Origin of the sequence: Gracilibacillus salinarum (assembly GCF_022919575.1) — a bacterium.
In the GTDB taxonomy this organism is placed as follows: Bacteria; Bacillota; Bacilli; order Bacillales; family Amphibacillaceae; genus Gracilibacillus; species Gracilibacillus salinarum.
Map to the genome: position 1 here is coordinate 2,303,865 of NZ_CP095071.1, position 15,255 is coordinate 2,319,119.

The 15,255-nt window shown below is 37.4% G+C and carries 10 protein-coding genes; 4 read left to right on the forward strand and 6 right to left on the reverse strand.

Annotated features, from left to right (window positions below; all coding sequences use genetic code 11):
• Window positions 1–119: 119 nt before the first annotated feature.
• Window positions 120–1,661: an extracellular solute-binding protein gene (locus tag MUN87_RS10650; protein ID WP_439649651.1), complete on the reverse strand. Its 1,542-nt coding sequence runs from the start codon at window positions 1,659–1,661 to the stop codon at window positions 120–122.
• 356 nt (window positions 1,662–2,017) lie between these two features.
• On the opposite strand from MUN87_RS10650, the gene MUN87_RS10655 reads away from it, so the two are divergent.
• Both MUN87_RS10655 and MUN87_RS10660 read left to right on the forward strand, forming a co-directional pair.
• The gene (locus tag MUN87_RS10655; RefSeq protein ID WP_244747744.1) at window positions 2,018–2,677 is read left to right on the forward strand and encodes a YesL family protein; all 660 of its coding nucleotides are present in this window, start codon (window positions 2,018–2,020) and stop codon (window positions 2,675–2,677) included.
• A 45-nt stretch (window positions 2,678–2,722) separates the two neighbouring features.
• Window positions 2,723–5,020, forward strand: coding sequence for a helix-turn-helix domain-containing protein (locus MUN87_RS10660; RefSeq protein ID WP_244747745.1), 2,298 nt, complete (start codon window positions 2,723–2,725; stop codon window positions 5,018–5,020).
• A 702-nt stretch (window positions 5,021–5,722) separates the two neighbouring features.
• Here MUN87_RS10660 and gdhA read toward each other — a convergent pair.
• On the reverse strand, window positions 5,723–7,105 hold the full coding sequence (gdhA, locus tag MUN87_RS10665; protein ID WP_244747746.1) for an NADP-specific glutamate dehydrogenase: 1,383 nt from the start codon (window positions 7,103–7,105) through the stop codon (window positions 5,723–5,725).
• A 145-nt stretch (window positions 7,106–7,250) separates the two neighbouring features.
• Here gdhA and gltC point away from each other — a divergent pair, with 145 nt between their 5' ends.
• Window positions 7,251–8,162, forward strand: a complete 912-nt coding sequence (gene gltC / locus MUN87_RS10670; RefSeq protein ID WP_244747747.1) for a glutamate biosynthesis transcriptional regulator GltC — start codon at window positions 7,251–7,253, stop codon at window positions 8,160–8,162.
• A 224-nt stretch (window positions 8,163–8,386) separates the two neighbouring features.
• A complete protein-coding gene (larC, locus tag MUN87_RS10675; protein WP_244747748.1) occupies window positions 8,387–9,184 on the forward strand; it encodes a nickel pincer cofactor biosynthesis protein LarC in 798 nt (265 codons plus the stop codon).
• Window positions 9,185–9,954: 770 nt separating this feature from the next.
• On the opposite strand, the gene MUN87_RS10680 is transcribed toward larC, so the two are convergent.
• The 4 genes from MUN87_RS10680 to MUN87_RS10695 form a co-directional block, all read right to left on the reverse strand.
• Window positions 9,955–11,286: an ABC transporter substrate-binding protein gene (locus tag MUN87_RS10680; RefSeq protein ID WP_244747749.1), complete on the reverse strand. Its 1,332-nt coding sequence runs from the start codon at window positions 11,284–11,286 to the stop codon at window positions 9,955–9,957.
• A gap of 239 nt (window positions 11,287–11,525) precedes the next feature.
• On the reverse strand, window positions 11,526–12,149 hold the full coding sequence (locus MUN87_RS10685) for a YesL family protein (RefSeq protein ID WP_244747750.1): 624 nt from the start codon (window positions 12,147–12,149) through the stop codon (window positions 11,526–11,528).
• Between the two features lie 27 nt (window positions 12,150–12,176).
• Entirely contained in the window at window positions 12,177–13,019 is an 843-nt protein-coding gene (locus MUN87_RS10690) for a carbohydrate ABC transporter permease (RefSeq protein WP_244747751.1), read from the reverse strand.
• On the reverse strand, window positions 13,019–13,960 hold the full coding sequence (locus MUN87_RS10695) for a carbohydrate ABC transporter permease (RefSeq protein WP_244747752.1): 942 nt from the start codon (window positions 13,958–13,960) through the stop codon (window positions 13,019–13,021). Before MUN87_RS10695 ends, MUN87_RS10690 begins: the two co-directional genes overlap by 1 nt.
• Between the last annotated feature and the right edge of the window lie 1,295 nt (window positions 13,961–15,255).

The window sequence follows — 15,255 nt, forward strand, 5'->3', positions numbered from 1 at the left end:
AAGGGTTTCGCTTGTTTGTTAATCAATTAAAGCAACTAACATAACATAATGATCATCTCCTCTGATTCTGCTGATTGATAGATATGGAGCTGCCTGAGAGAGACAGCTCCATGAATAAGTTATTTAGATGCGTTATATTCCTCGATAATGGCATCTCCACCTTCAGATTTCCATTTCTCTACAGCTTCATCAAAGCCAGCTTCGTCAGTTTGACCAAGAATGTACTGATAAGTCGCATCTGTAATGATTTCTTGTAATCTAGCACCATCATTTACGTATGTTTCAGAGTAAAGAGGTACAGTTGGATCTTCGATTAAATGGTTCTCGTTATCTTTAAATAACTCTTCAGATTTTGCTTTCACATCATAATCGAAGAACCCTTCATAACGCCCGTTTGTTTCAGGCTCACCAATTTCGATTGCTTGATATGGTTTTACTTCACGATCAGTTAAATCTTGATCCTCAACAGGCAATGCTTTTCCTTCTTTTACATTATAGTGCTCACCTTCTATACCCCAATACGCAATATTAATTACCTCAGGGGTCATCATTTGGTCAAAGAAACCTAAGATTTTCTTTAACTCTTCCTCTGTTTCTACAGAGCTTTTCGGAAACATTACTAAACTTCCGTAGCCTGGAATAGCCCAGATACCAAATTCGCCATCCGGACCAGCAATATTATTATGCACATCAAATTCAACGTCAGGGTTAATCGCTACCGCATCATTGTGCAAGCTGCCAACATCGCCCATTGAACCTACATACATACCTGCTGTACCATTTTTGAAGAATTCTTGCTGATCTGGTTTACTTGTTACAGGAAAGTCTTGGTTAATATATTCGTTCTCGTGCATTTCTCTAAAAAAATCCATTGTTTCTTTGTATTCATCGAACATAAACTCTGGTAATAATTGACCGTCTTGTTCACCCCAGTTGTTTGGCGTACCAAACCATGAGGAAACTGTTTTAAATGCACCATATACTAAATCGCTTCGATCTGTTACACCGAATGTATCGTCTTTACCGTTTCCGTCTGGATCATCTTCTGTAAATGCTCTAGCCATCTCCATAAATTCTTCTGTTGTTGTAGGAGCTTCTAATCCTAAATTATCTGCCCAGTCTTTACGATAAATAAGACCTTGTCTTGAAAGAGGACGTCCTTGATATAAGGTGTATAAGTTCCCATTTACGCGTGTATTGTCTAATACATTCTCTTTCAATTTAGATAAGTTTTCAAATTCTTCTAAATATTGACCAACTTCCCAGAACTGCTCATCTTCCATCGCATCACGGAATTGAATGAAAGAAGTCTGGTTCTTCAGGAACACTGCTTCTGGTAATGAATTCGTTGCAAATGCGGTATTTAATCTGTCTTCATAGTTGTTATCCGGAACCCATTGAATTTCAATGTCTGTATTGGTTGCTGATTCTATTTCTGTTAATACTTTTTCATTTGGAACTTCTGGTGTGTGTAAGTTTGCCATCATAGTAAATGCATAAGGCTCATCAGAACCTTCTTCACCACTATCTCCTGATTCTTCAGAAGTATCATCACCTTCTGTGGATCCATCATCTTCAGATGCACTATCACTATTACATGCTGTTAACGCAAGCAATAAAAGCAATAGCATAATACCTAATAATTTTTTCCACTTACTCAAATTAACCACCCTCCAAAAAATTGTTTTTTGGTATCACAGCCATTCGCTGTGTACACCATTAATAGTACGGAAGCGCTACCATTTTGTATATAATCACTTTTACAGAGTTTGTGTAAACGCTTACCTATCAACGTATCTTTTTTAGTAAATAATCATTATTTTATGAGACTTAAGAAACATATAAGATAATGATTATTTTTACTTATATTTGTTCATCAAACCCTTTAACCACAAGTGTTCTTTCCCCCTTATCATATGATTACTTTTGGAAGCGCTTCAATAGTACTATTTACTATTTAAGGAAAAAAAGTTATCCTTATATATATTAACATTTATTTAGGAAACAGGTGATAACAATGATGGAAATGTCAGGACTTTGGGGTGGATTCTACCGGATCAGTGTTTGGATTACACGTTTCGCATGGTTAAATATTTTGTGGATCTGTTTCACCCTGCTTGGTCTCGTATTCTTCGGCATCATGCCAGCAACTATTGCAATGTTTACCGTTGTCCGCAAATGGGTTTTAAAAGAATATGACACCGCTGTCGCAGAAACTTTTTGGCACGCATATAAGAAAAATTTCGTTCGTGCTAACTTATTTGGTCTCATCTTATATATTATTGGCTACTTTTTGTCTGTATTCTTAAAATATACAGGACTAATGAGTGATAGCAGTGTATACCCTGTATTATTAGGGATTTTTATTATTGCTGCTTTTCTTTATGTCATGCTTGTATTGTATATAGGTCCCGTCTATGTACATTACCAGCTGTCCTTCTGGCAATACATTCGATATGCCGTCTCTATCGGTGCTGTAAACTTACATTACTCTATATGTGCATTGACTGTTTTGGCAGGGATTTACTATCTTTCATTAAAATACCCTGGTGTTACGTTGTTTTTCACATTTAGCATCAGTGCATATGTGACAATGTTTGTTGTGCACATCGGCTTTAGACAGCTATTCAAAAAACAGCAGGAACAATTAGATCAGACAACGGTGTCTGCTTCATAGCAAATTGCCGGTCGTACTAAATTTCACGATTAAGGAAGATTGCCTATGAAAAAATTTTCTGATAAACATTATTTCAAAATAATATCTGTACTCATCATTCTAAGCACCGTTCCCGTTATCATTACAGGTGTTTTATCTTATTGGCAATCCTCACAGGCGATTGTTGATTATTCAAACGATGAAAAGAAACAAAACATTTTTCAAATTCAAACGAACGTAGAGCAGGTGCTCCGTTATATTGATTTATCCACGACTTATTTTGTACGTTCTGCTCAGACGAAATCACTTCTGGATGAAGAAATGAACGGAATGGCCTTCAATGATTTTCAGAGTTTACGGAAAGATTTAAACCATCTTCAAACGTTGGAAACAGGGATCGAAGACATCATTCTTGTCAGTCTTGACAAGAGATGGTTGATTAATAATGATGGCTTAGTTCATCTTGATAACCCGACCTATGAACAAATCAACCTAGATTACTTGAACTTGCCGAGGAAGTCTATGTGGTTAATGGAAGATGCAGAAGATATTAACTTACCGAATGCTACAACCAATAGTTGCCCACAATACATTAACCTGATTAAAAGGTTGCCTGTCTTATCTTCCAACCCTGATGGATTGATCTCTGTCATCATCCCTACCTGTGAATTGAACGACATTATGGCTCAAAGCAATGATAATGAATCATTTGTTATTTTAGATAAGAATAATCAAATAATTGCGCATAGTAATTCCGAATATACAGGTGATGATGGCTACATTCCCAATGGACTTTACGACAAAATTGACAGAGATGAATTAGAAGGACAATTTGAATACACTATTAATGGGACGGATTATAAAATTTCGTATCAATCATCCGATTACAACAACTGGACTTATTTATCTTTAGTAAAATTAAGTGATTTACACACAAAATCAAGCTCGATTGGCTGGTTAACTGCTCTTATTGTTACGATTTTATTAATCATATCATCTTGCTTTGCGTTTATAGGCAGCAGATTTTTATATCGTCCAGTCAAAAAACTAAAAAGTGCCATTAGCATGAATGAGGAATCATTCCCTTCAAATTCCGGAAATGAATTTGACCTTATTGAAACACACATTGAAAAACTGTTGAACCAAAACGATCAATTGGAGAAACGTGTACAAAGTCAAATCACACAATTGAAGCAGCTCTTTATGATCCGCCTGTTACAAGGAAAAGTGTCATCGAGTGAAATTCCATTAAAAGTTAAATCCTTTAATTATAACGATCAGTGGAATTCACTTACGGTCTTTTCTTTAAAAATTGACGAAATAGACCAGAAAAAATTTAATAAAAATGATCAGGATCTTATTTTATTCGCAATTAATAATTTAATAGAAGATTTGATCCCTTCTAACGAGAGATTAACTCCTGTCGTTAGTAATGATACACAATCAACAATCATCCTAACTGATGAAGAAGATTCCGCCGCCTACATGCAGGCGATTAATGAGCGGGTAAAATTAATTCAAGCCAAAATTAAAGAATTATTACATTTATCCATCAGTATCGGTATCAGCCAGCGCTATCAAACGTTAGAAGATGCAAGTATCGCATTCAAAGAAAGTAAAGAAGCACTTAAATACCGGTTAAAAATGGGCGAAGCGTCAATCATTTTCTATGAAAACCTAAATAGACGTTATTCAAGTGTCGCCCCCTACCCGACCCAGCTTAAGAATAAAATCATTGATGCGATTAAACTGACAGATCAAGAACAAGCTTTAAATGAGTTAACTAAATTTTTTAATTATGTAAATCGACATGATATGAATCACCAGCAGTTAGAAATCATCATATCGCGTTTTCTATATGAACTTTACGAATTAAAGGAAATGCTAGGTGTGAATGTAGAGAGATTCCAATCAACAGAAATGATTACTAATTTCCAAAATTTAAGGTCATTAGAGGCGATCCATGAATGGGTAAAAGAAGACATTATTCTACCACTCATCGAAAATATCGATGCGCGCGATGATTCAAAGAACAAGAAAATCTCTGATAAAATGATTCGATTTGTCCGTGATAATTTTAATAAAGATATTTCACTAGACCTGATTGCTGCTGAATTACATTATAACCCTAACTACTTAAGCAGTATCTTTCAAAAAGAAACCGGCTATTCCTTTAGTGAATATCTGTTAAGGTATCGGTTGAATAAAGCAAAAGACTGGTTAACCACAACGAATATGTCTGTCAAAGAAATTGCCGAACAGTTACAATACAACAATTCACAGAATTTCATTCGATCCTTCCGAAAAATGGAGGAAATTACACCAGGCAAATACCGTGCACAATACAAAAGCAAAGAAGCTTAATAAGAGAATCGGGCATACACACAACCCTGCTTTAACTAAAGTAAATACAACTTCCCTTAATATGGAGTATGTAATGCTAGCCATCGCTAGCCAAGCAGCCATATTGAGATAATTAATGTGCAGGGATACCGCTTCGGCCAACCACTCCGCGTCCTGCGGGAGTCTACGTGGTTGGCCGAAGCTAGGATGTTTCATAATGCAAATAACCACTGCTTTTAGTTGCACCGTAAGTTGTAGCACTTCCCATAAGCGTAGGAAATAGGCGGAGACTCCTCATGCCTCAGCGCGAGCTGAAGATCCACTTCATTTGTGCCTGTGTCTTCAAGTATCGCTTCGAGGTAAGCTTCCTCGGCACAAGGCAGCTCAGATGTTATTTCAAGTAGTAGCCTTGCAGACCGCCGTGCCCACAGGTCGCGGAGCCTATTTCCGGAGCTTTGCTATGCACATAATAACTATCTAGATAGCCACAAAGTGAGATAGCTTAACTTGACATAATCCATATTATAGGAAATAAACTTCTTCTTTATCTTAGGAGGATGCAGAAAGTTCCCTTGTTTTTAGGCGCCAGCGTGAACTTGGCTGTTCCTATTATAAAACACGACGAAAACTTGAGATTTTATACCATAAAAAAACACCAGAGCGCTATTTTGCTGCTCTGGTGTTTTTTAATAGGGGTTTATTTATTATAGACATAATAGTGGTTTAGATAACTCCTTGCGATACCATCGCATCTGCCACTTTAGTGAAACCGGCAATGTTTGCTCCAACTACTAAGTTGCCAGGAGCTCCGTACTCTACCGATGCTTCCATACTATTTTGATAAATATCACGCATGATATTTTGCAATTTCACGTCCACTTCTTCAAATGTCCATGAAAGTCTTGCTGAGTTCTGTGCCATTTCTAATGCAGAAACTGCAACACCGCCAGCGTTGGCTGCTTTAGCAGGCGCAAACAACACATTGTTTTTAAGGAATACATCAATAGCATCTAATGTAGAAGGCATATTGGCACCTTCTCCAACAGCTTTCACACCATTCGCAACTAATTGCTCAGCAGCTTCCTTATCAATCTCATTTTGTGTTGCACATGGTAAGGCAATATCACAAGCGACTGACCAGATGTCAGCGTGATTCGCGACGAACACTGCTTCTGGATGTGTTTCAACATATTCATGAATTCGTTTGCTTTCGACTTCTTTTAATTGCTTCACTAGATCTATATCGATTCCGTTTTCGTCATAGATATAACCACTGGAATCACTGCATGCAACAACTTTAGCTCCAAGCTGTGTCGCCTTTTCCATCGCATAAATTGATACGTTACCAGAGCCAGAGACAACAACAGTTGATCCGTCAAAGCTTTCCTTCTGAGCTTTGAGCATTTCATCGACGAAGTAAACAGTACCATAGCCAGTTGCCTCTTTACGACCGAGACTACCACCATAACCAATAGCTTTACCAGTTAATACACCCGCCTCAAATGTACCACGGATTTTTTTGTATTCTCCAAATAAATAACCAATCTCTCTAGCCCCTACTCCAATATCACCTGCAGGTACATCTGTGTAAGGTCCGATATGTTTGCTGAGCTCAGCCATAAAGCTTTGGCAGAAACGCATAATTTCAACGTCTGATTTCCCTTTTGGATCAAAGTCTGATCCACCTTTCCCTCCGCCAATTGGTTGACCTGTTAACGAATTTTTAAAGATTTGTTCAAAACCAAGGAATTTAACGATACTTCCGTTAACTGAAGGATGGAATCGTAATCCACCTTTGTAAGGACCGATTGCACTGTTGAACTGTACACGGAAACCTCTGTTTACTTGTGTTTTCCCTTGATCATCTACCCATGGTACACGGAAGATAATCATTCTTTCAGGCTCAACCATTCTATCTAATACTGATTGTTCGATATATTCAGGATTTTTTGCCAATACTGGAATTAACGATTCGAATACTTCCTTAACTGCCTGATGAAATTCTGCTTCATTCGGATTGCGTTGTTGAACTTTTTCAAATAATTCATCTACATAGACTTTAGCAGATTCCATATGGATATCTTGCACTTCTTCAAGGGTTTTCATTACGTCCACTCCTATTTATCTAAAATTTGAATTAAAACTCTTTCTTTTTGGTGTGGTTTCATTTTATAATTTTGGGAGTGATAGCTTCAATACTAATAAACGATGACATTAATGCGTTTTGCGCATGGAAAATGAGGTGTTTTATTTGGAAATTAGACAAATTCAATATTTCATGGAAGTAGCCAAAAGAGAACATATGACAGAGGCAGCCGTACATTTACATGTGGCACAATCATCTGTCAGCAGACAAATATATAACTTAGAGAATGAATTAGGCGTAGACTTATTCATTCGTGAAGGCAGAAGTGTGAAGCTGACGCCGTTAGGAAAGATATTCTTCGAGAGAATGAAACAGGCTACTTATATGATGGAAGAAGCAAAAAGAGAAGTACAAGAATATTTAGATCCGGAAAAAGGGACCGTACGGATTGCTTTTCCTATCAGCATGGCTGCACACACACTGCCATCTATAATCTACGCATTCCGCCAACGTCACCCTGAAGCACAATTTCAAATGAGCAATGCTCTTTATTATGACCTGATCGACGGTGTAGCGGATGGTAATTTCAACTTGGCAATGATTGCACCAATGCCAGACAAAGGGAATGACAAAATTAACGGTACGACACTATTTACCGAGAGTATCGTTGCCCTTGTTCCACTTAATCACCCGTTTGCTAAAAGAAAATCCATCACACTTGAAGAATTAAGTAATGATCCTTTTGTTGTCTTGCCTGAAGGATTCGTATTCCGTGACCAAGTCATTGAAGCATGTAATAAAGCAGGTTTCTCTCCACAGGTAGCATTCGAAGGAAAAGATATTGATGCACTGAAAGGATTAGTTTCAGCAGGTTTAGGTGTTGCGTTAATGCCCGAAATGACGCTCGTAGATAATACCCCAATCTCAACCGTTGTCGTACCTCTTTCCGATCGGACGGTTAGCAGAACAGTTGGTGTTATTTTCCCGACACAACGCAAACTCCTGCCAACAGAGGAATTATTTTATGATTTCTTACTCGAAATATATGGAGGATTAAGTGCATTAAAGAAAAGATAAAACAATATAAAACACATTTAGCACGTAAACCATAAAAAATTAATCGATTAAAGCTATTAAAACGTTCTAATACATGCAATGAAAGCCAGAAAAACTGTTTGTATTTTCAGACAAATGTGTGATTTACGAAGACTATTCTTCGTTGTAAAATGAAGATACATAGGAATTAGCGATTGAATACTTTATAATTAATAGAGTAAATAGATGATAGAGGAGCTTGCATTATGCGAATACTGTATGTAGATTGTTTTTCAGGAATCAGTGGTGATATGACGATCGGCGCCTTATTAGACGCTGGTGCTTCATTTCATTCGCTAGAAAGTCAATTGGCGTTGTTGCAACTCGAACAAGAGTATCAGCTGTCTATAGAAAAGGTAATGAAGAATGGAATTCACAGCAATAAGTTTCATGTGATGTTGAAGGAAGAACATACACACCAGCATTCCCATCATCATGGAGAGCCTGAAGATCACCATCATCATCATCACGATAACCATTCACACAGCCATCACCATCGAACCTATCAGGATATCGTGAAATTAATAGACAATAGTGAACTAGATGATAAAGTAAAAAGCAGGTCACTTGAAATGTTTCGTGTTATTGGTGAGGCAGAAGCAAAAATTCATGGAATGGATATTGCGCAAGTACATTTCCATGAAGTCGGGGCGATTGATTCGATCATTGATATTGTAGGAACTGCGATTTTGCTTGAGGAACTAGCTGTGGATCGAATGATAGCCGCTCCAGTTCCAGTTGGCTCAGGACATATTCATATTGACCATGGGGTCTATCCCGTTCCCGCACCAGCAACTTTAGAAGTCTTAAAAGGCATTCCATTGGCGAAAAGCAGTATAAAGGGAGAATTAACTACACCGACAGGCGCGGCCATTATAAAGACTCAAGTTGATGCATTCTCGACGTTACCAACAATGCGAGTAGACAAAATAGGCTACGGTGCAGGCACCAAAACATTCAAAGATCACCCTAATGTATTACGTGTCGTAATCGGAGAAGACTAAATCGGTTAACAGATGAAGCGTGACTTTAATCAGGGGGTGATCCCTCTGATTGCTAGCGAAATTTATCAGGAAGTTATCAGCGGGGATCACCCCACTTAGCTTCTTATTAATTAAAGTGGGGGTATTACAGACATTAGCGCCGCGATAAAAGAAACCTAGATTCGAGAATAATCGGTTATATTATTAAGAAAGAACAAAGGCGCAAGCGCCCGTTTAGAGACGTAGCGAGTGGAGCGAATCAACTGAGATAAAGGAATCACGGTGAGCTTGCGAATCGATGATGACTTATCGTAGGGCGATTTCGCGAAGTCGCCTAGTCTCTGGGCGCTGGAGCCGGACGTGGCCGTTCTGTCAGCGAACATCATATAGCCCAAAATTTATACTTTCTTGACTTATAAGAAAAACCTGGCATAAACCACCCGGTCCTAGTTGACTTCATTAATAAACAACTTCCTATAATATGGATTATGTAAACTGGAACTGTCTGACATGGAGTTAATTATGATAGTTTTTATCTGCTTAGCAAAGCTCCGGAAATAGGCTCCGCGTCCTGTGGGCACGGAGTGGTTGGACGGAGCGGTATCCCAGCACATTAAATATCTCAATATGGATGCTTGGCAGCGATGGCTAGTTGACATAATCCATATTATAGGAACTCAGCTTCATGTTCCATATGATTACTGCTGTGACTGCACTTTTATACTTTCTCGACTGACGAGAAAGGAAAAGCCCTATCCGTTTGCTTTCTAACGGATAGGGCTTCTTATTAGTTATTCGCTCTGTTGTGATTGCACAGCTTCTTGTGCTTCTGCAAGCGCTTCTTCTGCTGTTTTCGCTCCATCTCTCAATACTGTATTCAAGGTGGTTGTATTCAATTCATTGGCAATATCAGGTGTGGCTGGTGAGATTTGAAGTGGTGCAATCTCATCTTTAATGCCTAAAAGTACGTCGAAAATGTCATTGCCAAAGTAGTTCGTATACTTGTTTTCTTCTCGTAATGCTGGATCATCCCAAACATCGTGACGAGGAGGATCAAAACCTAAGATCGTCCAAAGCTTAATATTAGATTCTTTCGTAAGCTTAGCATATGCTAAGAATTCTTGTGCCAATTCTGGATTCTCTGATTGGTTTGTAACAACAGTACCAGTACCACCCATACCTGCAGAGCGGTTATCATCTTCATCAAATACCGGCATTGGACGGATTGTCATTTTACCTTCAAGATCTGGCATGCTGTCCGTGAAACGTCCCATATACCAGATTGGCATAGAGATAGCTGCCGCACCACCGTCATTCATGTAAGAATAGAATTCTTCCGCATGTGGTGCACCACCTGGAGCCACTTCTGCAATCTCAGCATCTTGTAAATCTTTCATTACATTAAGTGCTTGCACACTTTCTGGTGTATTAATTGTTAATTCTCCATTTTCATCCATTAAATCGGAGTTTTGTTGAGATACTCTACTCCAGAATGGTAGGAAGTCACCAGGAAATGAGTTAATCATAAATGCATCTGTATTATCTACTACTTTTTGACCAGCTTCTTTAAAGTCATCCCATGTTTGAATCGAATCGATATCGACTCCAGCTTGTTCCATAATTTCTGTATTATAGTACATTACAGAAGCACCTACGTGTGTTGGCATACCGTAATATTGTCCATCTTTCGCGTAAATTTCAAAGCGACCTTGTACGAAGTTTTCTAATTCTGGTTCTACATATTCATTCATTGGTAGTAACTGTGGCTCCCCTTCCAGGAAGTTAGGAAAACGACCAATCTCAATGTCCGCAAGATCAGGTGCTCCATTACCTGATTGTAAAGCTAGCAATAAATTATTATGCATTTGATCCAATGGATACGTTTCGACAGATAATTCAATGGCGTTGTCAGGGTTTTCCTCGTTCCATCTTTCAGCAGCATCAATATAAAAATCAACGTGCTGTGCAGCAAACACCCACATTTTCAACGGTGTAGAGCCTTCAATATCGCTACCCGTGGTAGATACATCTGTTGCTTCTGATGCAGAATCACTACCTCCACAAGCAACAAGTACTATTGCCAGCATACCAAATAATAAAACTAACAAACTCTTTTTATTCATTACTAAACCCCCTAAAATATTTATTAATTCAATAAATAGTAACCGCTTTCAAGTGTTTCGCACTCTTAGAAGCAAGAACGAAATATTTTTCTTATTCGATTCCATTAAGTTTATCTTGTTGTTAAGTAAACGATATCATTTTACATTTAAATTGTCAATAAGTTTTCTTAGTTTAAAAATAAGTTGTATGATTAATTTTTTTGTTTATTTAAAACGATCATAAATAGTACGTACCTTTCTCAATTAGTCTGTTCCTTATCTATCTTTTCAAAAACCTGCACAGACAAATATGCTATTGCAACTGCTATTAAACTCACTGTACAAAATAACAACATCGTTGGTAACTCTAATGAAACATACAAAATGATAAACAAAACTAACGCCATTGTAATAGTGACCGGCATTTTCGTAATACCAATAATTAGTGCATTTTTAAAATACTCTTTTACAGTCGTCTTGTAATGACTTAGTAACGGAAAGATCCACAAAGCTAAGATACTGAAAAGAAAGATGACAAAATAATAAGCAAACACAACAAATACTGGAATCTGATCACCTAGTTGCAATATCGCCTGATAATTCACAAAAAGGATTGCCGCTATTGCAACAAGAATATATCCGATCATATTAGCACGAATAAATTCTTGTCTATAGGCTTGCTTAAATGCTTGATAGACAGATTTCACTTCTTTTTTCTGAATCCATTTCCTTGCAACACTAATAGAAGCTGTAGTAGCAGGGAAAATCCCTCCTGCCACTACCCCTATAAGTGTAAAAAGGATCCATAAAAAATTAAGCCATGCTATTCTTATGATCACATGTAGAAATTGATCGAATGAGTTAACTATTTGTTTTCCAAACATGTATTGTCACATCCTAATGTTTAGCTATTATCCTTTGACACCGCCTGTTGTTAAACCAGCAACAAAGTAACGTTGGAAAAATATAAATAAGATAATAATCGGTACAATCGTCATTACAGAGCCCGCAATTAACACATCATAATTATTTCCGTAAGGTGTTAATAGTGTTGCTAAACCAATTGGTAATGTGAACATATCATTAGAACGAAGTACGATTAATGGCCATAAGAAGTTATTCCAGCTTCCTAAACCTTGTAATATTGCCATCGCCCCTAATGAAGGCGCCATTAACGGCAACATAATTTTGAAGAAAATACCGTATTCTGTTGCACCATCTATACGTGCAGCATCCATTAATTGTACTGGTAACCCTAATGCATATTGTCTAAAGAAGAAAACCGCAATAGGTGCAACAATCATCGGTATAATAACACCCAAATAAGAATTGACTAACTGAAATGATATCATCATCTGGAATAAAGGAAGCATTAATATCTCAAACGGAACCATCAAAATGAATACAACAAAAGTAAAGAATAAATGTTTTCCTTTAAAATCATATACGGCAAGTGCATACCCTACCATTGACGAGAAAAACAATGATAGCACGATCGTAATTGCCGAGATAACTAAACTGTTTGTATACCATGTCCAATATTCTGCTGATTGTGTAAAGATGTACGTATAGTTATCAAGATTGAGCATGCTCCAGTCAAAGTTCAAGCTAATTCCTGTACGCATTAATTCTGTTGACGGTCTAAAAGATGAAATCAACAACATAATGACTGGGAATAGTGCTATTAAACAAACAATTGCCATTCCAATATTAGTAAACCACTTTAACGCGTTGCTTGTTCCTCTTTTATTCATTATTGATCACCTCGTTTAAACGCACCTGTTAGGATTAATTGAATGAAGCTGATGATAAAAATAATAATCATTAGGATAACACCAATCGCAGCGCCGAAGCCCATGTCATTTTGCTGTATACCCTGCTGATAAATATAACCCACAACGGTTAAACCAATATTGTTTGGTGAACCAGCTTCCCAGAAAACGAAACTTTCTTCAAACATTCTAAATCCATTAATAATTGATATTGTTACCACAAAGATCGTTACCGGTTTCAAAAATGGTAAAGTAACAAATCGGAATTTCTGAAAAATACTTGCGCCATCAATATCTGCTGCTTCATAAAGTTCATTAGGCACATTTTGTAATGCTGCTAAGAAATATAAGATATTGACACCTAGCCAGCGCCATACACAAAGCAATACCATCAAAAACATACCTGACCACGCATGGTAGCGCCAATTAACTGGATCAAGTCCAAATAAGCTAATGATTTGGTTTGCTGCCCCGCTATCTGTCTCTCCAAACATTAATCTGAAAATCATACCGGCTACGATGGTAGATGCTAAAGTCGGCATAAATAATGATGCTCGAAATAGCGTTTTCAATTTTACTAACTTAGAATCTAATATAACGGCAAAAATAATTGGTAAGATAGTCAGAATCACAACGGTTAGCACAACATAAATCGAAGTGTTCATTAAAGCTTTGTAAAAAGTTGGATTAAAAACCCTTTCATAATTAGCTAATCCAATAAACTCTACCTGTCCCGGTAAAACACTTTGAAAACTCATCATAATACCGCGTATGGCTGGATATAAAGTTAGAACGATAAATGAAATGATAAATGGTGATACGAAAATGTAAGGTACAACTTTTTTGGAATTTAAAAAATTCAATAATGGGTTTGACCTTTTATTTGCGCTTGCTGTTTCAGCTGTTTGATTTGTTGCCAACATAACCCCTCCTCATTTTTTGAATACGCTTTCAATGGTTGCGTGCTTTCACTCAGTTCTTTCTGTAATATTTGCTCCGGTAACCAATTCTTTCCTTATCACCGAAACGTACGTATAAGTAATGTATGATTATATTATATATAACTGCATAAGTTTTTTCAATCATTTTATAGAAAAAAACTCTATATTTTTAAACTTTTTAATTCATTTTCATCTAGGGTTTTTGTATTTATTTATCCTTTATGTTTATTTTCGTTGATTTGCTTTTATCTAACGAGATAATGGTTGGTTTTTATTATGATACGTTTATGTAAAATTCATTGACTAAACCGCATAGCCCCTTAATGCTTTTCCACCCCCGCAGTATGCGAAGTGATTGGTAGGAGGTATCCTAGCACTTATAATATATCAAAGTGGGCGCAACACTAGTTAACAACTTCCTATAATATGGATTATGTCAACTAAGGCTATATGGCAAAACGGTCATTTTGAAATATTTTATCTGCGTTGCAAAGCTCCGGAAATAAGCTCCGCGTCCTGTGGGCACGGCTCATAGCCGTCAAGTCAAGGTAATGCTTTTAAAAAGAAAAGTGATAAGAGTCCTTTTGATATCCTTGAATGGTCATATTTTTGATTCTTATGGACAACTTTTGCTCTTTTCTTTTCAACTGTCCATAAGAAAGGATTATATGATAGGCCGAACATGTAAGACAGTTTAAGCTCTCTTTTCCTTAGCTTGACGGCTATGGGGCACGGCTTCAGCTAGGCTACTACTTGAATAGCATCTGTGCTGCCTTGTGCCGAGGAAGCCCACTTCGAAGCAATACTGGCAGACACAGGCACAGATAAGTGGATCTTCAGCTATTCCACTGGAGTCTCCGCCTATTTCCTACGCATAAGGGAAGTGCTACAACGTATGAAACAGTGAAAAGCAGCAGTTCTAGGCATTATCCATATTAAAGATGAGGTATAGACACTAAAGGATACCGCTCAAAATACTAGCTGTATTATTAGTTGTAGAGCAAAGCCATAGCGTAGGCCAACCACGTAGACTGATATGAACGAAACTGTCAAGTCCCTCTCGCAAACAATGGAAAGTTTCTAATTTTGGGCAACCTTAAGCTAAGAGTCTATGTTGGCTCTTTTTTTAAATACTATTCAATAAGCAGAGATATGCAGAATATCTCCTTCTTCTTAGCTTACCAACTTCTCCTCTCCTATCAAAAGGATTGTCAAGTGTTCTCCTTGACGATCCTTTTGATAGGAGAGACACTTATGCAAAGCTAAGAAATAATGGG

Coding starts and splice junctions, on each gene's coding strand:
- MUN87_RS10685 (WP_244747750.1), bottom strand. CDS start 12,149: ATGTTTGGAAAACAAATAGTTAACTCATTCGATCAATTTCTACATGTG.
- MUN87_RS10695 (WP_244747752.1), bottom strand. CDS start 13,960: ATGTTGGCAACAAATCAAACAGCTGAAACAGCAAGCGCAAATAAAAGG.
- MUN87_RS10690 (WP_244747751.1), bottom strand. CDS start 13,019: ATGAATAAAAGAGGAACAAGCAACGCGTTAAAGTGGTTTACTAATATT.
- larC (WP_244747748.1), top strand. CDS start 8,387: ATGCGAATACTGTATGTAGATTGTTTTTCAGGAATCAGTGGTGATATG.
- MUN87_RS10660 (WP_244747745.1), top strand. CDS start 2,723: ATGAAAAAATTTTCTGATAAACATTATTTCAAAATAATATCTGTACTC.
- MUN87_RS10680 (WP_244747749.1), bottom strand. CDS start 11,286: ATGAATAAAAAGAGTTTGTTAGTTTTATTATTTGGTATGCTGGCAATA.
- gdhA (WP_244747746.1), bottom strand. CDS start 7,105: ATGAAAACCCTTGAAGAAGTGCAAGATATCCATATGGAATCTGCTAAA.
- MUN87_RS10655 (WP_244747744.1), top strand. CDS start 2,018: ATGATGGAAATGTCAGGACTTTGGGGTGGATTCTACCGGATCAGTGTT.